Below are 21,877 nucleotides of genomic sequence, written 5' to 3'. Positions count from 1 at the left end.
TGGTGCGTAAAGTTTAAACATTGTAAATGCTTTATTAATTATTTAAATAAATAAAAAATTCAATTGATCTCGTGATTATTGAATATATAATGCGCAAAAATTACTTGTTTAGTCGTTCAAATAGGATCTCTCTCATGAAAACACAATTACTTTTAGCTACTGCTTTATTAGCCTCTGCGTCTGTATCAGCAAAAAGCAACACTTACTTTAGCCAAGATAATAAACTTGAATCTAAATTATGTGTATTAAGTGCAAATGAAGGCTTTAGCGCAGCGCGTAAAGAAGCAGCACAACACGGTGTATACTTATCGCGTTTTTCTAAAAGTGTTTTATGTAATGGTCAAGATATTCGCGACATTGCTAAAAAAGTAACGTCTAACCAAGCTGCTGAATTAAAAGTTGAAGTGTTTGCAAAAGATGCACACCAAGAAACACAGTTATGTATCACAGCGTTAAAGCAAGGCCTTGCGCCTGTTCGCCAAAAAATTGGTAACTTAAACTCATTAAAGTGTAACGGACAAAACGTAACTGAATTTGTAAAGCGTTACCAAAACGCAGCAATCTAATTGCGCGGTAACATGTAGATTAAAATAATGCCCAGTTTGTACTGGGTATTTTTTTGCAAAAATTACAAGGTATGCAGCAATCATTGCAAAGCTAAGTAATTGATAAATGTATATAAAATAAGCTAAATACACGTAACTTATTGATTGTTGGCGGCTTGTGCACTTTGGCATTGGACTTGTATTAGTTAAAGTGACATTTACTAACTACAAGGATACGTCTTATGAAAAAGTTAACACTCGCAACAACTATATTAGCTTCGTTAAGTTTAGCCGCTTGTGCCTCAAACCAAGGCCTTGAAAAAATCGATAGCGATTTTGCAAGTTTAGATAACGACAGTGATGGTTATATTTCAAAAGTAGAAGCAGATGACGATAGCATCTGGGGCCACTTTTCAAATATTGATACCAATATGGATAACGAGATCAGTCGTAAAGAATTTAACACTTACATGCAGTTAAATACCGGTAAGGTAGCGACTGACAGCGAAGTAAGTGAGTCGGCGTTTAAAGCTAAAATAGCTAAATTTGATAAAATCGAAAATGATTTTAGAAGTTTAGATAACGACAAAAATGGTTACATCTCAGTAGAAGAAGCTGACGATGATGATATTTCAAACCATTTTGGTTACATGGATGGCAACAATGATAAACGCATCAGTAAAGGTGAGTTTAAAGGCTACATTAGCAAATACGGTAAAGCCGTTGCTGAAGATGATGCACTAAAGCATTATAAAAACAGCTAATATTAGCTAAATACGCTACACATAAGAGCCAGCATTAATTGCTGGCTTTTTTGTGCATTTAATTTGTTTTAAAAGCAGATATATTTTCCCCCTTTTGCGATGTTCTGTCATAATAGATGGCTACGTATTTTAAAGGGCAAAGCAAAATATTATGGCGGGTCGTCGAATTAGTGATGAACAATTAATTGAGATCATTGAAGCGGCTATATTTGTCGCAGACAAACCTGTTAGCAAACGCCACTTAAAAGATACTGTATTGGCTGATTTAGCTATTTCTATGTCACGAATTAACACTGCAATAGACGCTATACATACCCACTACCAAACACGTGGCATCAAGCTAGTTGAAGTAGGCAGTGGCTATCGCTTTCAAGCGTGTAGTAGTTTAAGCCCTTGGCTTAGTAATTTATGGCAAGAACGGGCACCTAAGTACTCTCGCGCACTACTAGAAACTTTGTCGTTAATTGCCTATAGGCAACCAATAACGCGTGGTGAAATAGAGCAAGTACGAGGCGTAACAACCGGAACAGCAATTATTAAAACCCTCCTTGAGCGAGAGTGGGTTAAAGTAGTAGGGCATAAAGAAGTACCTGGTAAACCAGCGCTTTATGCAACAACAAAATTATTTTTAGATTATTTTTCGTTAACCGGTTTAGATGAACTCCCTGCATTGCCAGCGCAACAGGAAAGTAAAATAAACCAGTTATTAAGTGATCCTTCTGTGAGAGAACCATCCGAATGAGTATTCAAGGTGAAAAGTTACAAAAAGTCCTAGCCCGTGCAGGGGTAGGCTCACGACGTGAAATGGAAAAATACATTGATGCAAACCGCGTAAGTGTTAATGGTAAAGTGGCTAAATTAGGTGACCGTGTTGAGGAAACAGACTTAATACGTGTTGATGGCCACAGCGTAAAAATTGAAGAAAAAGCCGACCGTATTTGTCGTGTAATTATGTACAACAAGCCAGAAGGGGAGTTAAGTACACGTAAAGACCCAGAAGGACGTCGTACTGTTTTTGACCGTTTACCACGCATAGACGGTGAGCGTTGGATTGCTGTTGGTCGACTAGATATTAACACAGCTGGTTTAATGTTATTTACCAATGATGGTGAGTTAGCGAACCGCTTAATGCACCCAAGTTATGAAGTTGAGCGTGAATATTCAGCCCGTGTATTTGGTGAAGTGACCAATGAAACCATTAAAAACCTAACGCGTGGCGTAGAGCTTGAAGATGGTCCTGCTAAATTTTTAACGGTTAAATCTTTGGGTGGTGAAGGCATTAACCGCTGGTACAATGTAACGCTAAACGAAGGACGTAACCGCGAAGTTCGCCGCTTATGGCAATCTCAGGATGTAGAAGTATCGCGCCTTATTCGTATTCGTTACGGAAAATTAGAGCTAGATAAGCGCCTTCCTCAAGGTGGTTGGGCTGAACTTGATTTAGAAACCGTTAACTATTTACGCAAAACCGTTAAATTAGGCCGCGAAACACAAACTAAACTGTCGGTTATGCCTGAAAAACGCAAAGACAAGCGTGCTAAAATTAACCAAATTCGTAAAGCGGTTAAAAAGCATAACCAACGTGTTAAGCAAACTAAGCGTAAGTAATACCAATCCGTAGTAATACTTAATCATTTTGCGGGGCTAAACGTGTCGCTACCTAGGTAAAAAAATGCTTATTTAGCACAGCTAAATAGCGAATTTTTTGCCAAGCGAACAACACGTTTTTCTAGCCTTAAAATAGATAATTTAATTAAGCGAATTGGTATAATTACCAAAAATTACCGACAAAAAAGCCGCAATGTATGCGGCTTTTTTTATAATTAAAAATGTAGTTTACTTTTTTTGTTGCGCATCGAGAGATTCACCGTTTACATCGCTCGAGTCATCACTCATTAAATATAAATACGTTGGCATTAAATCTTCTGGGGTAGCAAGCTTATCGCGATCCTCCCCTGGATACGCTGATGCGCGCATAGAGGTACGCGTTGCGCCAGGGTTTATACAATTTACACGGATATTGGTTTTACCTACTTCGCAGGCCCATGTTTGCATCATGCCTTCAACTGCAAATTTAGATATTGCATAAGGCCCCCAAAATTCGCGCCCTTTACGGCCAACGCTTGATGAAGTGAAAACAATAGAGGCATTTTCTGATTTACGCAGCACAGGGAATAGCGCTTTGGTGATCATTGCTTGCGCAGTAACATTCACTTTCATGATGTTTTCAAACGTAGAAGAGCAAAAGTGCTCAAGTGGCCCTAGCGAACCTAAAATACCGGCATTATTCAATAAGCCGTCTAATCGGCCAAATTGACTTTCGATTGTAGCTGCTAAATCGCGGTAGTTTTGTTTTGTCGCGCCTTTTAAGTCCATTGGCACAATAGCAGGCTGAGGGTAACCAGCATTGACAATCTCATCGTAAACGCATTCGAGCTTATTAGTTGTTTTACCAAGTAAAATAACTGTCGCGCCATGCTTTGCGTAGGTAATTGCTGCTACGCGGCCAATACCATCGCCGGCACCTGTAATTAAAATTACTTTATTTTGAAGTGCATTTGGAGTTGCTTGATAAGTTTGCATATAAATACCAATTTATAAAATTTTTTTGATTTTAACATAGCAAATCGTCAAGTAATCGAATTTATTGAAAATTTAGGTGGCGGAATTATAAACTTTACGTTAAGTTTAACTGGTCTAATGTCTCATTAATAAACTGATTACATTGTTTTAACTTTACTACACTGATTAAACACACTTACTTTGAACGAACACACTATAAAAATAAAGATATGTGCGGAGCCAACAATATGAAAAAAATGCTACTCTCACTCTCGGTTACAGCTGCGTTAGCAGGTTGTGGCGGCGGAGAAACATTAGAAGATGTTAAAAACGATACTGCAACCATAATACCTAATGCCACGGTGACCTTTGACCCTGCGAATGGGGTTTTATCTGTCCCTAACGATTTATTAATGAGCGGCACTCAAGACGGCACAATTAATATTCCAGGTGAATTAGACGATGATAACGTCTCTGTGCCTCGCACTGCTTATGCAGATCCGCAATTAGCGCTAGGTGCGTTAGATGGCTGGTCATCGCAAGTGCCTTACAAAATTGATTTAACTTTCCCTACAGGTGTATCGCTTGATGAAACCTCTGCAGCGTCGCCTGGTACAGTAAGAATTTTTGAAGTGGTTATGGGCGCAAGCTTAACTGATGCAGAATGTGCTGTTGTTACAGCTGGTTCAGCGTGTAAATTGGTAGGTGAATTAACCTACGGCGTAGACTTCATTTCTCAAGCCTCTGGCGATGCAGTTGCTATTATCCCATTAAAACCTTTCACACCAGGAAGTTCTTACATAAATGTATTAACCACTGGATTAAAAGACTCTCAAGGGCGTTCTATTCAGCCTTCTTCTACTTACGCTTCTGTAAGTGAAGAAGCGCCATTGATTACTGATGCTCAGCTTGGTCTTCAAGCGGCAGTAAATAGCTATGAGAATGTGGTTGTAAGCTCAGGTGATATTACAAAAGATGATATTATATTTTCTGCTGCTATGACCATTCAATCAGCAGGTCCTGTGCTTGGCACAATTAAAAACTTACTGGCAGCTAGCTTACAAAATGATGCTTTGCCAACACCAATGGTAAGTGTACCTGAACAAGCAATGGTAAATGTGCAGCAAGTATTTGCAGCTGCGGGTGTTAGCGTATCGGATGCGTTCTCTGGTGTGCAATATTTAAAAGGTAGCGTTATGTTACCTATGTATTTAGGCACCCCAACAGGCACTGAAATAAGTGATTTAAATGATACATATTGGCAAGGTATGTGTGACAACGCGGTAGCTGTTTTAGGTTACAAAGCTGCAGCAGGCGAAGCTTTCCCTGCAGAGCCAATTAGCGATAATGATGGGCTTTGTGCTGCGTTAAGTGACGGACAGTTGCGTGATTTAGGTTTAGACACTACGCGCCATTTAACTAAGTATAACTCTATTCCTAAAGTGCAAAGCATGGCGAATGTGCCAGTGCAAATAACCAAACCTATTTTACCGGTTATTAATTTTATTCGTGATTCACAAGGTCTTGAGCCAATTGAAATGCCAGAAACTGGCTGGCCTGTTGTTATTATGCAACACGGTATAACAACCGACAAAGAAAGCATGTTGGCATTAACTGCACAACTTTCAATTCAAGGTTTTGCCACAGCGGCGATTGACCATCCTCGCCATGGTGAGCGTGGTGTAGATGTTGATGCTGATGGGACAGATGACTTTAATGCAACGACGGGTTCAGTACTAAGTTACATGAACTTAAACTCATTATTAGTGGCTCGTGATAGCTTGCGTCAATCATCAGCAGATTTATTAGGCTTACGCTTAGGTTTAAACTTTATTAATGATGAGACAATTAATGCACAAGATGTAACCTATGTAGGGCATTCTTTAGGCTCTATTGTTGCACCTGCATTTATAGCTCAGGCTAATACTCCGCTTGCAGATACAGTTGACCCATTATTTAAGGTAAACACGGTAGCACTTGCCAGTGGCGGTGGCGGTATAGCAAGCTTTTTACTTGAATCGGCTGCGTTTGGGCCATTTATTCAAGGTTCTGTATTATCGCAAGCTGGTACAGCAGAATCACAAGAGTTTAACGAGTTTCTACAAGCAGATGCTATTTCAAACTGTGGTACATTATTACCAGATATGGAAGCGTTTTTAACTTGTGGCTATCAGGCGTATGTAACCTCACTTACTACGGCAGGGGAAACTACAAAACTTGCTAACATTCAAGCGGTAATGACCGAGTTTGCTTTTGCAGCGCAAACCGCACTTGATAGCGGAGACCCAACAAATTACGCAGCAGCGGTAAATGCATTAGGTACCCCTGTATACACTAATGTAGTTGTAGGCGATGGCGCAGATAACAAACCAGACCAAGTAATTCCGCCAGCGGCAGCAAATAACCCTATATCGGGCACAATTCCGTTAGCAACATTAATGGGGCTTGAAACAGTAAGCACTTCACAAGCACTAAGTGAAACCCCGGCGAGTTATTTGGTGAAATTTACAAAAGGGCACCATGGCTCAATTTTAACGCCAGCACAAGACGATGCCCAAGCGGCAACTGTTGAGGGCAGTGCAGCAGCAAACGCTGAAATGCAGCTCCAAGTAGCTACTTATTTAGCTGCACGCGGGCGTATGTTATTAGTCAGTAACCCAGAGGTTGTGACTGATTAATCAGCAAATACCTTATTAACCTTGAAAAGCCACTGTTTAGTGGCTTTTTTTTGTTATAAAGCATGATAAATTAGCTTAAATTTATAAATGGAGAGACCAGTTGGAATTTTTATACGAATACGGTTTGTTTTTTGCTAAAACGGTTACCTTTGTTATTGCTATTGCAATTATTTTAACCCTTATTGTGGGTTCAGCAGTAAAGCCTAAAGCTAAAAAAGGAGCCATAGAAATAGACGATTTGTCTGAGCAACTAGATGACTTAAAACACGGCTTTTTAGAAAATACTTTAACTAAAAAAGAGTTAAAAGCGCATCATAAAGCGCAAAAAGTCGAGTCTAAAAAAGCGGCAAATGATGAGCCGAAGCCACGCCTATATGTTATTGACTTTATAGGTAGTATGGACGCTCATGAAGTTGAAAGCCTACGCGAAGAAGTGACCGCAATTATTGCCATTGCTAATCCTGAGAAAGATAAAGTATTAGTTCGCTTAGAAAGTGGGGGCGGCGTGGTGCATGGCTATGGTTTAGCTGCATCGCAATTACAGCGTTTTAAAACTGCAGGTATTAAGCTTTCGGTTTCTATTGATAAAGTAGCAGCGAGTGGCGGTTACATGATGGCCTGTGTGGCCGATGAAATATTAGCGGCTCCTTTTGCTATTGTTGGCTCTATTGGTGTTATTGCACAAATACCTAACTTTAATAAAATTTTAAAGAAAAACGATGTAGAGTTTGAGCAAATTACAGCAGGCGAATTTAAACGTACGTTAACCTTGTTCGGCGAAAACACAGATAAAGCCCGCGAAAAGTTTCGTGATGAAATAGAGCAAACACATGGTTTGTTTAAAGAGTTTGTAAGCAGCCAACGGCCAACACTTAATATTGATAATGTGGCAACGGGTGAGCATTGGTTTGCAACACAAGCAATTGAAAAGGGCTTAGTTGATGTCATTAAAACCAGTGATGATGCGTTATTAGAGCAACAAGCTGAGCGTCAAATATACAAAGTAAAATACAAAATTAAGAAAGGGTTAAGTGATAAGTTAGCAATTGGCCTAAGTACCTCTGTAAATAAAGCAGGCGTTAATTTAATGTCGCGTTTTAAAGCAATGAACCCATAAAACGTTATTAAAGGTAATAAAAAACCCTTGCATAGCAAGGGTTTTTTGATGGGCTTTAATAATTACTCAGTAGATTTGTGGTAATCTTCTAAGTCTTTAGCTGCGTTCGGGTCGTTAAATATTGTTTCATCTAATTGACCTTCTGATTTAGCAACCACACAAGTTACCATACAGTCACCCGTTATATTAACGGCTGTGCGCGTCATATCGAGTAACCTGTCAACACCAATAATAATTGCAATCCCTTCTACCGGTAAACCTACTTGGTTAAGTACCATTGCAAGCATAATTAAACCCACACCAGGCACACCCGCCGTGCCTACCGAGGCAAGCGTTGCGGTTAGAATAACCATTAAGTAATCAGAAATCGTTAAATCAACAGCAAACACTTGTGCAATAAATACTGTTGCCACGCCCTGCATAATGGCTGTGCCATCCATGTTAATGGTAGCGCCTAGCGGAATAGTAAAAGAGGCAACCGAGTTATTAGCGCCGAGTTTTTTGGTCGCAGTTTCAAGTGTAATAGGCATAGTCGCGCTTGAGCTTGAAGTGCTAAAACCAAATAAACACGCGTGTTTCATTTTAGCTAAAAAGGTAAGCGGGTTAAGACCTGTTAATACTTTTAAAATAATACTGTAATTAATAAATGCGTGAATTAATAACGCCGCCACTACAACAAGGAAGTACTTAGCCAGGCTGAGTATTAACCCCATTTCGATAGTGGTAAAAAGTTTAGCCATTAAAAAGAACACACCGTAAGGTGCAATGTTCATTAGTAGCGTTACTAGTTTTAAAATAACCGTGTTTAAATCTTCAAATACTGCGGCTACACGTTTACCTGCTTTGCCACTTAGCGCCATTGAAACACCAAATAAAAGCGCAAACACAATAACTTGCAGCATGTTCCCTTTAGCCATTGCTTCGAATGGGTTAGTAGGGAACATATCGATAATCACTCGCGCTAAGGTAGGGGCTTCTTTAGCATTGAAGCTTGCATCTGATGGCAGTGCAATGCCTTGACCTGGATTAAATAATAACGCCAGTGAAATAGCTACGGTAATTGCCACGGCAGTTGTAACTAAATATAAGCCAATCGATTTACCACCTAAACGGCCTAATTTTTTAGGATCGCTCAAGCTACAAGTACCACATACAAGCGATACAAATACCAGCGGCACAACCAACATTTTTAAGCTGGCAATAAAAATTTGTCCGCCAACATGGAAAAGGCCATCTACAAAAAAAGCTTTAATTGGCAAAGAGAATAACCCAAGAGGAATTAGATAATCGTCTTCACCAGCTAATATAGCCTGAAATAAAAAGCCTACTGCAATACCCAGTGCCATGCCAATCATGATACGGGTAGTTAAACTCATTGAACGTATTTTAGACATATTCCCTAATCTATTTTTTCAAATTTGCCATAGACTACCAGCAAGGAAATATTTACTACAGAAAAAAATAGCCTTTGCGGAATTATTTACATAAAAAAGTGACAAAAAACTGTGATATTAGACTAAGTTATAGGTTAATATTAGGTAAACAATTATTAGTAAATAACAACAACGCTAGGGAGAGGTCCATGCCTTTAACGCGACTACTCAGCATTACACTATTTAGCATTTTGCTTTGCGCTTGTGGTGGTGGTGGAACAATCGAAAAAGACGGCACCATCGGAGATGATGACGATTCTACTACAGAAACATCCACTTACACGGTAACTTTAAAAGGTTACTTACAATCTAGTGACACTGAGTCAAACACGGTCACAGCGGCTGCTCCTTTAGAGCTTAGAGCTACTTTAGAAGATGAAGATGGCGATGCAGTATCAGGTGAGCGTATTACTTTTACCCTTGCTGACTCAATCGGTGAACTAAACCCTACAGCAGGTACAGCGTTAACCCAATCAGATGGTATAGCGATACTGGAACTTACCGCGGGTGAAAATGCAGGAGCTGGTGAAGTAACAGCAACCTATACAGTAGATGGCGAAAGTTACACCGATACGTTTGCGTTTGAGTCGGATGGCGCACAATCAACAGATCCACAATTGAGTGTAACGCTTGTTGATTCATCTGGGGCTACGACTCGAAGTGTTGATTATTTAAACCCTGTTACCGCGCAGGTTGAACTATTAATAGATAATGAACCCGCCGCTTACCAATTAATTGAGTTTGTACTTACTGGTTTAGGTAGTATAAATCCTACAAATGGTACAGCTTTAACAAACGAACAAGGCATTGCAACAATTAGCTTGCTTGCAGGGACTGAAGCTGGTGCTGGCTCTATTGTGGCCACCTACACCGATAATGAAAATACTGTTTATAGCTCTGAAGGTTATACATTTACAACTGAAGGGGATGCGCCCATTCAAGGTGAATCATTAGACTTTTCTATTGGTTTAAGCCTTACCTCTTCAACGACGTTATCAGAAATTAGCACAATCAGCGCCGCAGATAGCGCAGTTGTTAAAGCAACTATTCTTGACGGAGATGGCGTTGAAGTTGAAGGGGCAGTTGTAAACTTCTCATCAACTTTAGGTAACTTAATCCCAAGTATTGGTACTGCACTAACGAATGAGAGTGGTGTTGCATCAATTAACTTAACTTCGGGTACTGTAGAAGGTGCAGGCGTTATAACAGCCCAGTACGAAGGTGTTGAGCAAACGCTGGGTTTTTATACAAAAGGTGATGCTGTAAATCCAGACCAAAGTACTGCAGATATTAGTTTTTCAATCCTAGAAAATTGTCCAGCAGACTTTAAATCTCAAAGAGATGCAAGCCAGTGTGATCTTGTAACTAGTATCTCAGGTGATTCAACGGCGATTCTTTATATCGAAGTGACTAACGAGAATTCGACAACTCCTCTTACGCAGACCCTAGTAACAGCGAGTACAACAATTGGCTCAATTACACCTTCAACTGGCACGGCTATTACCGATGCAAATGGTATCGCACTTTTAGATATAGTTCCTGGTCAAGATGTAGGCGCCGGTGAAATTACTGTGTCAGTGCTCGATAGCGATTTAACTAAGGCATTTCAAATTGCTGCTGTAGATGTTGAAATTGCTATTAGCAGCTCGGTTGCAGGCGATGAGCTATTAGCTGCAGGTGCAACAGCACTTATCTCAATTGAAATTTCAAAAGATGGTGAGCTATATACCACACCACTTACTGTTGAATTTTCATCTGGTTGTGTTGGCTCTGGCCAAGCACTTATAGATGAAACAGTAACCAGTATTGGCGGCTTTGCACGCTCTACATACCGTCCGCTTACTTGTGTGGGTGGGGATATAATTACGGCTACCGTGATCACCGGTGGCGATACGGTTTCTGCTAGTACTACTATAAATGTATCACCTGCCAATATTGGCTTTTTACAATTTGTAGAAGTGACTGAGCCAGTAATTGCATTAAAAGGTACGGGTGGTGCTGACAGAACTGAAATCTCTGAAGTAACATTTAAACTTGTGGATTCAAATGGCAATGATTTAGCTTCAAGAACGGTTAACTTTGAGCTGTCAACGGCAGTCGGTGGTATAACGTTAGGCACAGCCAGTGCAATTACTAATGCCAGCGGTGAAGTTACTACCTCAGTTCAATCGGGCTCAATTGCTACGCCTGTGCGTGTTATCGCATCTAGCGAAGAAGACGTAGATGGCGATACGGTTATTGTAACCGCCCCTTCAGATATTCTTGTAATTAGTACAGGTATTGTTGATCAAAATAGCTTTTCGCTATCGCGTTCTATATTTAACCCTCATGCGTTAAATGTTGATGGTAATACCGTATCGGTTAATGCTCGCCTAGCTGATCACTTTAACAACCCTGTGCCAGATGGAACAGCTGTTAGCTTTATCACAGAAGGGGGCGTAATAGAGCCAAGTTGTACAACAACCAATGGTACGTGTAGCGTAACGTGGACCAGCAGTAACCCACGCCCGTTTACTGACTCTATGTATGAAAATACCATTACGCAAAAGTGTGATGGTGGCTTACCATGCCCATTAGGAATTTTAAATAATGACTTAACGGTAGATTTACCGTTAGGTGGACGTGCCACTGTACATGCCTATGCAATTGGTGAAGAAACGTTCTCTGATTTAAATGGCAACGGCTACTTTGACAGTGAAGATTTTTTTGATGATTTATTTGATATTCCAGAAGCCTTTATCGATAACAATGAAGATGGCACCTATGGCGGTAAAGACTGTAATGATGGAACCGACCCATGTTCACGCGCTAACTCAACCGGTGATGAGTTTGAAGAATTTGTCGATTTTGATGGCAATGGTACATGGACCACAGAAAACGGCCTATACAACGGCTTACTGTGTCGTGAAGAAGACGAAGCCGCAGGTATTTGTAGTCGTCAAATGGTTAATGTATTTCAAAACCAAGAAATCGTAATGTCGGGTGATACTGCATTCTTTAGGCTAGTTACATACGCGGATGATTGTTCTGCTATCGCGGGTGCAACCGCTTCAGAGGTACGTGTAAACAGCGACCCTGCAAGTCCACTTGTTCGCCGTGTGCAAAACGACCCCACTAGCGCAATAATGTGTCAGGTTGATGCAATAGATTTAACACAAACTGCATCAGGCACTGCTAGCCTAGGGCTTACGGTATTTATAGCAGATATATATAACAACCCAATGCCTGCTGAAACAACCATCTCTATTGACACAGACAACGGTATTTTAACAGGTAGTGATAATTACACTTACCCTAATACAACAAGTATTGTGCCTGTTGGTTTATCGTTTGGTATTACGCGTGAAGACTTAGATGGAGGAAATGAGCAGTTTAGTGGTATTTTAACCGTTACTGCCGAAGCGCCTTCAGGGTTAGAAAGTACGCTTTCTGTTAGCGTAACCGACGATTTATAATCGGTAGAATGTAAAAAAAGCCAACCTTAAGGTTGGCTTTTTTATTTGTGTTCTATATATTCCACAGCAATTATTTTAAAAACACCGGTTTGTATAATTTAACAACAAAAATTGTTTGTTTATTCAGTAAATACTGAAAAGTTTGTATTAAAAGCTTGTAACAATAGGTGTTTGTAGATATACCTATAAATATTCGCGCCGTTTATGTCGGCAAAACACATTTAAATATTTGGTTAGAAATAGGCAACTATGGGCAAATCGCTAGTAATTGTAGAGTCACCTGCTAAGGCTAAAACAATTAATAAATACTTAGGTAAAGACTTCATCGTAAAGTCCAGTATTGGACATGTGCGTGATTTACCTACTTCAGGTTCGAACAAAGCTAAAGTACCGGCGACTAAAACGCCAGCTGAAGTTCGTAAAATGGAGCCTGAAGAAAAGGCAGCGTATAAACAGCAACGAGATTACACTAACTTAGTTGCACGTATGGGTATTGATCCTGAAAAAGGGTGGGAGCCACATTACGAAATTTTGCCAGGTAAAGAGAAAGTAGTTCAAGAGTTAAAAAAGCTGGCCGAAAATGCAGACCAAGTTTATCTCGCAACGGATTTGGATAGAGAAGGGGAAGCAATTGCTTGGCACCTTCAAGAAATTATTGGTGGTGAGCCTGAAAAATATAAACGCGTTGTATTTAACGAAATTACAAAAAATGCGATTCAACAAGCGTTTGAAACACCTGGTGAACTAAATACCGACATGGTATATGCACAACAAACACGCCGCTTTTTAGACCGTGTAGTTGGCTTTATGGTATCGCCGTTATTATGGGCTAAAGTAGCGCGCGGGCTTTCTGCTGGGCGTGTGCAATCGGTTGCGGTACGTTTATTAGTAGAGCGCGAACGTGAAATTAAAGCGTTTATACCTGAAGAGTTTTGGGATATACACGCCGATGTTAAAAATACTGAGTCACAATTACGCTTAGAAGTCACCAAACAAGCAGATAAGCCATTTAAGCCGGTAAATGAGGCTCAGGCTACAGCCGCAGTTAAAAGCCTTGAGACAGCCGAATATAAAGTAATAAGTGTTGAAGAAAAACCCAGCAAAAGCCGCCCAAGTGCGCCTTTTATTACTTCAACCATGCAACAAGCCGCCAGTACACGTTTAGGCTATGGCGTTAAAAAAACAATGATGCTTGCACAGCGCCTCTACGAAGGCGGTTACATTACTTATATGCGTACCGATTCAACTAATCTGTCAAAAGATGCAGTTGAAATGTGTCGTGATTATGTAACGCAAGAGTTTGGCGCAAAGTACTTACCTAAAGACCCAATTAGCTACAGCTCTAAAGGCAATGCACAAGAAGCGCACGAAGCGATCCGTCCTTCAAGTGTCACTGTACTTTCTGGGCATGTTGAAGGTGTTGATGCCGATGCCAAAAAACTGTACGAATTAATTTGGCGTCAGTTTGTTGCCTGTCAAATGGTGCCTGCAGAGTACGACTTAACAACACTTACTGTGGCCGCTGATGAGTTTCAATTAAAAGCAAAAGGGCGAGTACTTCGCTTTGATGGTTGGACAAAAGTGCAACCTGCGGTACGCAAAAAGAATGAAGAAGATCAATCTCTGCCAGCAGTAAAAGAAGGCGAAGTACTTAGTTTAATTGAGCTTGACCCTAAGCAGCACTTTACTAAACCGCCAGCGCGCTTTAGTGAAGCAAGTTTAGTAAAAGAGCTTGAGAAACGTGGTATTGGTCGTCCATCTACGTACGCATCAATTATTTCAACAATTCAAGACCGTGGTTATGTACGGGTAGAAAACCGTCGTTTCTTCGCTGAAAAAATGGGCGAAATTGTTACCGACCGTTTGGTTGAAAACTTCACTGATTTAATGAACTTTGATTTTACCGCAAAAATGGAAGGTCGTTTAGATGATATCGCCGAAGGCGAGCGTGAATGGACCCAAGTGCTTGATAAGTTTTATGCTGATTTTTCTACGCAATTAAACATAGCCAAAGATGAGCCAGAGCAAGGCGGAATGCGCCTTAATCAAATGGTCGAAACCGACATTGACTGCCCTACGTGTGGCAGAAAAATGGGTATTCGCACGGCATCTACAGGGGTGTTTTTAGGGTGTACAGGTTATAACTTACCGCCTAAAGAGCGTTGTACAACCACTATGAACCTAGTATCAGGGGATGAAGCGGTTGCGGCAGATGTTGAAGACATTGAAACTGAAACATTAATGCAAATGAAGCGCTGTCCAATCTGTGAAACGGCTATGGACTCTTACCTAATAGACGAAACCCGTAAATTACATGTTTGTGGTAATAACCCTGCATGTGAAGGGTATATCGTTGAGCAAGGTACCTTTAAAATTAAAGGATACGATGGGCCTATTATCGAATGTGATAAATGTGGCTCAGACATGGAGCTTAAATCGGGCCGTTTTGGTAAGTATTTTGGCTGTAACAACGAAGAGTGTAAAAATACGCGTAAGTTACTTAAAAACGGCGAAGCTGCGCCACCAAAAGAAGATCCTGTGCACATACCTGAACTTGAATGTGAAAAGTCAGAAGCTTATTTTGTTTTACGTGACGGGGCTGCAGGTATTTTCTTGGCGGCTAACACCTTCCCTAAGTCACGCGAGACGCGAGCGCCTAAAGTGGCTGAGCTAAAGCGTTTTAGAGAGCGTATTTCACCTAAGTTTTATTACTTAGCTGATGCGCCAGAAAAAGATCCTGATGGCAATTTAGCCGTAGTACGTTATAGCCGTAAAAATAAAGCGCAATACGTGATGACTGAAGTTGACGGAAAAGCCACAGGCTGGACTGCTCACTACGAAGCGGGTAAATGGGTAGAAGAAGCGAAGAAAAAAGCAGCGCCTAAAAAGAAAGCGGCTGCAAAAAAATCGCCAGCTAAACCTAAAGCAAAAAAAGAAGCTGAATAAACGTTAAAATTTATTTAGCCTAAGACAAACAAAAACCGGAATACACAGCCTGTGTCATTCCGGTTTTTTATGATTATATGCGTCGCAATGGCTTTATTAGCCGCATATTTTTTATTGTTTAGATTTGTACAGTAGATACTTTTTTGTAGCCTTCAGACTCTAATTCATCATTAACGCATTGAAGAACATAGCCAAATAGATCGTCGTTACTTACATCATCATCTTTAGCCCAATTTACACACATATCTGTGTATTCTTTAATTGTTTGTGCAGAAGCTACTGGTGCATCGTCTGCGATTGCAACCGTTGCAGATACAGCAAAAAGTGGTGCAACTATTAATGCTAGCAATGCTTTATTCATTTGTTGATTCCTAAATAAATGGTTTTACGATTTAAATACATTTTAAAGCTGTATTTAAATAGTGCCCAATGCAGAACAACTCTGTTGGTGTAGTGATTTTTAATCGAAATTAAAATAAAAGATAACGAAAAATTTTTATCGTCAAGATGAGTAAATTACGCTTAAATAATTATATAAGTAATTGTGTTGTAATAAATTATAAGCTAAGGTCGCTTTTTTATAAAAAGATAAGTTAATGTCAGAACACCAATCAATACCAACCAGTACGCCTCGTAAAATACACAAAGTAGAGCAGGGCTTAGAGTCGTTTATATTTAAAGGGCGCTGGTTATTAGCCCCGTTTTTTGTAGGCCTACTATTTGCTGTAATATTGCTATTAATAAAGTTTTTTAAGCAACTTTATTTAATGGGTATTGCCACTTTTAGTGCAACAAACCAAGAGTTATTAGTGGGCATACTTACCCTCGTTGATACCGCTTTACTGGCTGGTTTATTACTTATTATTATTTTTAGTGGTTATGAGAACTTTGTTTCAAAGCTTAATATTGAGGGCCACGAAGATAGGCCGTCATGGATGGGAAAAGTAGGTTTCTCAGGCTTAAAAATGAAGCTTATTAGCGCAATTGTTGCTATATCTGCGGTTGAGCTTTTAAAGGTATTTATTAATTCTAATATTCATTCAAGTGAGGAGCTATTTTGGAAAGTGATTATCCATGTCACCTTTGTAAGCTCTGGCGTGTTATTTGCGCTCACTGATTATTTAAATAGTAAAACACAATCACATTAGAAAGGTTAAGTTAGTGGTTTGGTGGCCTGTATTTCGTCTTAAAACCGGCTATAGCAGTCCCACTATTTGAGCGCACAAAAAAGCCCGATAAAATCGGGCTTTTGAGCATCATACGTCAGGGCATTCTCATTTTACAAAAGCAAAGTAACAGCCAAAACCACTCATGTTTAGCTTGTTACCATCTAAACTAGCATTACAATGAGATAGTGAGTCATGCGCCTCAGTCACTGTTTTAGTCAACTCAAATGTTTGATTGGTATCAGCTAAGTTAAACACACATAACATAGTTTGCTCGTTTAGCGTTCTGTAAAAAGCGAGGATAGGCTCAGCAGTATCAATAAAATTAATATCGCCTGCTAATAACACAGTATGCTGTTTACGCCATGCCATAAACTCACGGTAGGCATTAAGTATAGAGTTTGCATCTTTATCTTGTACAGACACAGCCTGCTGCGTATGCGCGCTATCAACCGGTAACCAGGGTTTAGCAGCACTAAATCCTGCGTTTTGTGTGTTGTTACCTTCCCATGGCATTGGCGTTCTACAGCCGTCGCGACCTTTAAAGTTTGGCCAAAAGGTAATGCCGTATGGGTCTTGTAGGTCTTCAAATGCTACAGAGGCTTCACCTAGCCCCAGCTCTTCACCTTGGTACATACATACGCTACCACGTAATGAAGCAAGTAGGGCTGTAAGCATTTTGCATTGTGCTGGGTTTATTTCACCATTTTGGCTCCAGCGGCTCGCAACACGCTCTACATCGTGGTTGCTAAACGCCCAGCACGGCCAACCTTCAGTCATGCGTTGCTCAAGAGTCTGTACGGTTTCTCTTATGTATTCACTTGAATAATCATCAGTGAGTAGCTCAAAACTATAGCCCATATGCAGCTTATCACCGCCTTGGGTATATTCTGCCATTGTTGCCAATGAATCTTCCGATGAAATTTCGCCAAGTGATACAGTACCCGGGTATTTATTAAGTAATGCACGTATGTCTTGCATAAACTCAATGTTTTCTGGCTGGGTATTATTATAATAATGGTACTGAAAAGCATATGGGTTATCTTCACTAAAGCCACGGCCTTGGCGTTTATCTTTAGGCTTTGCTGGGTTGTCACGTAATTGTGCATCGTGGTAGCAAAAGTTAATAGCGTCTAATCTAAAACCATCTACACCTTTTTTAAGCCAAAACTCTACGTTTTCTAAAACAGCTTTTCTTACATCTGGGTTATGAAAGTTTAAATCAGGCTGTTCGGTTAAAAAGTTATGTAAATAGTATTGACCGCGACGAGGCTCCCATTGCCAAGCACCGCCACCAAAAATAGATAACCAGTTATTAGGCGCTGTGCCATCTTCTTTAGCATCTGCCCATACGTACCAGTCAGCTTTATCATTGTTTTGGTTTTCGCGGCTATCTAAAAACCATTGATGTTGATCTGATGTATGGCTTAACACTTGGTCAATAATAATTTTAATGTCGCGTTTATGTGCTTGATCTATTAACTCATCAAAGTCGTTTAGGTCACCAAATATGGGGTCTATATCGCGATAGTCACTTATGTCGTAGCCAAAATCTTTCATTGGAGATTTGAAAAAAGGAGAAATCCAAATAGCGTCAACGCCTAAGCTTTTAATGTAATCAATGCGATTAATTATCCCTTTAAGATCACCAATACCATCGTTATTGCTGTCTTGAAAGCTTCGCGGGTAAACCTGATAAATAACCGCACCTTTATACCACTGCTGTTGGGCCATGCTTTTCTCCGTCGTTCCACACAGTATTTATATTGTTATTAGTTTGATTGAAACAATCACTAAATTTTCAAAAAGCATACGTGAAGGGTGCTGCTCTGTAAAAAGTCTGCATACGTATGCAGCTAATTTACTTACATAAAAGCGGTTTTAGCTAAGCGGAAAGTTACGCATAAAAACCGCTGCAGCACTTTTACCAATCATGTTTATTTATGTGTAACTAAAACAACTGGCTATTTTGGTGCTTATTTTTAAAGGGCTGCACAGGTTTGGTGATTCCACTCTTTGGTCAGACCAATTTAATCTGATAATCTTTACAAAAGATAAGCGTGTAAATTTATAAAAAACCTTTAATTAACGCTATTTACAAACGATGACACAGGAATTTCAGTTAAATAATTGATGTATTTTTATAATGATAATAAATCACTAGGTTGCACCAAAATAAAACTACTTAAAACAGTAGGTTAAAGTCTTATTTGTGAACTCGTTGTTAACTTTTAGCGTTTTGCATAGTACTGAATACGTATGCATAAAGTTGTTAATAAAATAATTCGAGCGTTAATATTGATGCTGACAACAAAATTAGCTCGCCTGTTTGACTATCACTCAAATAAAGAAGCGGGTATCACAATATGGGTAACGGGAAAAACATCATGTCTATGTTCAAACCAAGTATATTAACTTTGGCATTAGCAACTGCAGGTTTAGCAAGCTTTACCTCTGTAGCAGCGCAAGAAGATACAGTTAAAAATGATGACGTTGAGGTTATCGAAGTAAAAGGCTTTCGTGGCAGTGTTGTTGAATCTATCAACACAAAACGCTTTTCTACACAGGTTGTAGAATCTATCTCTGCAGAAGATATAGGTAAACTACCTGACTCATCAATTGCTGAGTCTATTGCACGCTTACCTGGTTTAACAGCGCAGCGTTTAGATGGTCGCGCAAGCAGAGTATCAATTCGTGGTTTTGGTGAAAACGAAAGTGGTACTACATTTAACGGCCGTGAACAGGTATCTATTGGTGATAACCGCGGCGTAGAGTTTGACCTTTACCCATCAGAAATTATGAGCGGTGTAACCGTATATAAAACACCAAACGCAAGTATCGAAGCAGAAGGTATTGCCGGTGTTATTAACATGCAAACCGTGCGTTCTTTAAGTAAAGGCGAGCGTGTATTTCAAGTTAATGGCCAATACGAGCAAACCAGCTTTGATAAACTAAACCCAGACGGTAACGACGATGGTTACCGCGGTACTATTTCATACATCGATCAGTTTGCTGATGACACCATAGGTGTTGCATTTGCCTTAACTTCAATGAGCTCACCAAACCAAGAAAAACGTTGGAACGCTTGGGGCTACCCCGAAAGAGAAGTAGGTGGCCAAACATATTCAATTTTAGGTGGTGCAAAACCATTTGTACGTTCATCGACACTTGAACGTGATTCAGCCATGCTCGTACTAGAAGCTGCACCGACTGACAAACTAAATATGACGTTTGATGCATTATATGTAGATTTTACAGATGAAAAAATCTTACGTGGTATCGAAATTCCATTTGCATGGGGGCAAGGTGCACGGGACGAAGACTCATTCGTAATAGATCAGGAATCTGGTTTTATTACGAGTGCCGTTACCGAAGGTCAACGAGTTGTTGTTCGTAATGACTACGAAGAGCGTGAAGCAGAATTAACCGCGTTTGGTTTTAATACTAAATACGATATTGACGATTCATGGTCAGTTGAATTTGATGCAAGTTACTCGCATGTAGATCGTAAAGTGTGGAGCCTTGAAAGTTACTCAGGTACAGGGCGCGGTGATTCACGTGGTGTTGCAGATAATTTAGGTTACACCTTTAATGGTAGTAATACAGGTGCTACGTTTACTCATGACTTAGATTATAGTGATTACAGCCTTATTCAATTAGGTGGTCCTTTATCGTGGGGCGCAAGTAAGGCCTTAAATAATCAATATGGTTTAATTGATGCTGATGGAAATGACATTTCCGGTTATAAAGATCAGGCACAGGATGGATTCATAAATGCACCAACGATTGAAGATGAGCTGTCTACGTTAAAGCTAGCTGCATCAAAAGTATTAGAAAACGAATACTTCAGCTCAATTGAGTTTGGTATGTCTTATAAAGAGCGTGAAAAAACAAAAGATTCGCAAGGTTTCTTTATGACGTTATCTGGCTTTTCGCTTGATAATCCTGGCATGCTAGCTGTGCCAGAGCAATATCGCATGGGTAGCGTTGATCTAGGCTTTATTGGCATGGGTGACATGATTGCTTACGATGTTAATGGGTTAGTAAATGACGGTTACTACAGCTTGTTAGATGAAAGCTTAACGAATACGAGCCATTTAACAAAATCGTGGACGGTAAAAGAAGAAATTACCTCAGTATTTGCACAGGCTAATATTAATGCCGAAGTAAGCGGCTTAGCACTTACAGGTAATGTGGGTGTACGTTATGTTCATACCGACCAGTCATCGCAGGGTAATGCATTTAACACTGTTGATGATATTGTGGTGGCATCACCTACCAATATTAGCCACGATTACTCACACGTATTACCAAGCTTAAACTTATCACTTGCGATTGATGAGCAACAAACAGTTCGCTTTGGTGCGGCTAAAACAATCTCTCGTGCACGTTTAGACGAAATGAATGCATCTATTGACGCATCTTACAATACTACACAGGATGAAAATGGTAACTACTGGTCTGTATCCGGTGGTAATCCTAATTTAGAGCCAAAAGAAGCAACTGGTTACGATTTAACGTACGAAAACTACTTTAGTGATGAAGGTTACTTCTCTGCTGCATTTTTCTATAAAGACTTAACGCAGTGGATTTTTGATGGTAAATACGAAATTGATATGTCGGGCGTTGCTGACCCATCAACAGGTGAAATTCCTGCAACATCAGAGGGCACAGGTAGTGGTAAAGTAAATGGCGGCGGCGGTGACCTATACGGTTACGAGCTATCTCTAGCGTTACCATTTAAAATTTTCCACCCGTCACTTGAAGGCTTTGGTTTAATTGCAAGCCATACCGGTATTGAATCAGACATTGAAGATCAAAACGGTAATGAGTACGAGCTACCGGGTCTTTCAGATAAAATTCAAAGCTTAACGGTTTACTACGAGATGAATGGTGTGCAATTACGTACTAGTATGCGTAAGCGTAGTGCCTTTAAAGGTGATGTATACGGTTTAGGTTTTAACACCGAGCAAGTAGATATCCTAGGTGAAACAATTTGGGATGTTCAAGCGGGTTATGACTTTTCTGAAGCCGGTATTGAAAGCCTTGAAGGTTTATCAATTCAGTTCCAAGTACAAAACTTAACAGAAGAGCCGTTTACATCGCTTTCTGGCGATAACGCGCTACAAGTTCGTGACTACCAAGATTACGGTCGTACTTACTTGTTAGGCTTTAGCTACAAGCTATAATAAAGGTTGTGTGTAGGAGCCC

General features: G+C 40.0%; 14 protein-coding genes. 10 read left to right on the top strand and 4 right to left on the bottom strand.

Translation table 11 applies throughout. The features are described from left to right. Positions 1-134: 134 nt before the first annotated feature. The 4 genes from MTN96_RS05915 to rluB all read left to right on the top strand — a co-directional run bounded on the left by MTN96_RS05915 (position 135) and on the right by rluB (position 2,917). Positions 135-566, top strand: a complete 432-nt coding sequence (locus MTN96_RS05915) for an exonuclease III (protein WP_126006751.1) — start codon at positions 135-137, stop codon at positions 564-566. A gap of 221 nt (positions 567-787) precedes the next feature. Then, complete coding sequence (locus MTN96_RS05910) at positions 788-1,309, top strand: EF-hand domain-containing protein (protein WP_004587784.1); 522 nt, start codon at positions 788-790, stop codon at positions 1,307-1,309. Positions 1,310-1,460: 151 nt separating this feature from the next. Next, positions 1,461-2,051, top strand: coding sequence for an SMC-Scp complex subunit ScpB (scpB, locus tag MTN96_RS05905; protein ID WP_248442535.1), 591 nt, complete (start codon positions 1,461-1,463; stop codon positions 2,049-2,051). Beyond that, the gene (gene rluB / locus MTN96_RS05900) at positions 2,048-2,917 is read left to right on the top strand and encodes a 23S rRNA pseudouridine(2605) synthase RluB (RefSeq protein WP_004587786.1); all 870 of its coding nucleotides are present in this window, start codon (positions 2,048-2,050) and stop codon (positions 2,915-2,917) included. The genes scpB and rluB overlap by 4 nt, the downstream gene beginning before the upstream one ends. A gap of 228 nt (positions 2,918-3,145) precedes the next feature. Here the strand turns inward: rluB and MTN96_RS05895 are convergent, their stop codons facing one another. After that, entirely contained in the window at positions 3,146-3,892 is a 747-nt protein-coding gene (locus MTN96_RS05895) for a YciK family oxidoreductase (protein WP_004587787.1), read from the bottom strand. Between the two features lie 227 nt (positions 3,893-4,119). Between MTN96_RS05895 and MTN96_RS05890 the strand changes: the two genes are divergently transcribed. Together MTN96_RS05890 and sohB are read left to right on the top strand one after the other, a co-directional pair. Then, positions 4,120-6,549, top strand: a complete 2,430-nt coding sequence (locus MTN96_RS05890; RefSeq protein WP_248530948.1) for a VolA/Pla-1 family phospholipase — start codon at positions 4,120-4,122, stop codon at positions 6,547-6,549. Positions 6,550-6,649: 100 nt separating this feature from the next. Continuing rightward, entirely contained in the window at positions 6,650-7,666 is a 1,017-nt protein-coding gene (gene sohB, locus MTN96_RS05885; RefSeq protein ID WP_248530947.1) for a protease SohB, read from the top strand. Between the two features lie 62 nt (positions 7,667-7,728). Here the strand turns inward: sohB and MTN96_RS05880 are convergent, their stop codons facing one another. Beyond that, entirely contained in the window at positions 7,729-9,060 is a 1,332-nt protein-coding gene (locus tag MTN96_RS05880; RefSeq protein ID WP_004587790.1) for a dicarboxylate/amino acid:cation symporter, read from the bottom strand. Positions 9,061-9,248: 188 nt separating this feature from the next. Here MTN96_RS05880 and MTN96_RS05875 point away from each other — a divergent pair, with 188 nt between their 5' ends. Both MTN96_RS05875 and topA read left to right on the top strand, forming a co-directional pair. Beyond that, positions 9,249-12,554 (top strand): Ig-like domain-containing protein, encoded by a 3,306-nt coding sequence (locus MTN96_RS05875; protein WP_248530946.1) that lies wholly within the window; start codon positions 9,249-9,251, stop codon positions 12,552-12,554. A 249-nt stretch (positions 12,555-12,803) separates the two neighbouring features. Further along, entirely contained in the window at positions 12,804-15,500 is a 2,697-nt protein-coding gene (topA, locus tag MTN96_RS05870; protein WP_248451501.1) for a type I DNA topoisomerase, read from the top strand. A gap of 118 nt (positions 15,501-15,618) precedes the next feature. On the opposite strand, the gene MTN96_RS05865 is transcribed toward topA, so the two are convergent. Further along, positions 15,619-15,861, bottom strand: a complete 243-nt coding sequence (locus tag MTN96_RS05865; protein WP_004587793.1) for a hypothetical protein — start codon at positions 15,859-15,861, stop codon at positions 15,619-15,621. A gap of 235 nt (positions 15,862-16,096) precedes the next feature. Here MTN96_RS05865 and MTN96_RS05860 point away from each other — a divergent pair, with 235 nt between their 5' ends. Further along, entirely contained in the window at positions 16,097-16,648 is a 552-nt protein-coding gene (locus MTN96_RS05860; protein WP_248451500.1) for a TIGR00645 family protein, read from the top strand. A gap of 126 nt (positions 16,649-16,774) precedes the next feature. Here MTN96_RS05860 and MTN96_RS05855 read toward each other — a convergent pair whose 3' ends face one another. Beyond that, a complete protein-coding gene (locus MTN96_RS05855; protein WP_248451499.1) occupies positions 16,775-18,400 on the bottom strand; it encodes an alpha-glucosidase in 1,626 nt (541 codons plus the stop codon). Positions 18,401-19,053: 653 nt separating this feature from the next. Here MTN96_RS05855 and MTN96_RS05850 point away from each other — a divergent pair. Then, entirely contained in the window at positions 19,054-21,855 is a 2,802-nt protein-coding gene (locus MTN96_RS05850) for a TonB-dependent receptor (RefSeq protein ID WP_248530945.1), read from the top strand. Positions 21,856-21,877 lie beyond the last annotated feature (22 nt).

The organism is Pseudoalteromonas sp. 2CM28B, assembly GCF_023161935.1.
The sequence above is the reverse complement of the archived record's forward strand: the minus strand, read 5'-3'. Positions and strand labels throughout refer to the sequence as shown.

Coding starts and splice junctions, on each gene's coding strand:
- MTN96_RS05850 (WP_248530945.1), top strand. CDS start 19,054: ATGTCTATGTTCAAACCAAGTATATTAACTTTGGCATTAGCAACTGCA.
- topA (WP_248451501.1), top strand. CDS start 12,804: ATGGGCAAATCGCTAGTAATTGTAGAGTCACCTGCTAAGGCTAAAACA.
- MTN96_RS05910 (WP_004587784.1), top strand. CDS start 788: ATGAAAAAGTTAACACTCGCAACAACTATATTAGCTTCGTTAAGTTTA.
- MTN96_RS05890 (WP_248530948.1), top strand. CDS start 4,120: ATGAAAAAAATGCTACTCTCACTCTCGGTTACAGCTGCGTTAGCAGGT.
- MTN96_RS05915 (WP_126006751.1), top strand. CDS start 135: ATGAAAACACAATTACTTTTAGCTACTGCTTTATTAGCCTCTGCGTCT.
- MTN96_RS05860 (WP_248451500.1), top strand. CDS start 16,097: ATGTCAGAACACCAATCAATACCAACCAGTACGCCTCGTAAAATACAC.
- MTN96_RS05895 (WP_004587787.1), bottom strand. CDS start 3,892: ATGCAAACTTATCAAGCAACTCCAAATGCACTTCAAAATAAAGTAATT.
- MTN96_RS05855 (WP_248451499.1), bottom strand. CDS start 18,400: ATGGCCCAACAGCAGTGGTATAAAGGTGCGGTTATTTATCAGGTTTAC.
- scpB (WP_248442535.1), top strand. CDS start 1,461: ATGGCGGGTCGTCGAATTAGTGATGAACAATTAATTGAGATCATTGAA.
- MTN96_RS05875 (WP_248530946.1), top strand. CDS start 9,249: ATGCCTTTAACGCGACTACTCAGCATTACACTATTTAGCATTTTGCTT.
- MTN96_RS05865 (WP_004587793.1), bottom strand. CDS start 15,861: ATGAATAAAGCATTGCTAGCATTAATAGTTGCACCACTTTTTGCTGTA.
- rluB (WP_004587786.1), top strand. CDS start 2,048: ATGAGTATTCAAGGTGAAAAGTTACAAAAAGTCCTAGCCCGTGCAGGG.
- MTN96_RS05880 (WP_004587790.1), bottom strand. CDS start 9,060: ATGTCTAAAATACGTTCAATGAGTTTAACTACCCGTATCATGATTGGC.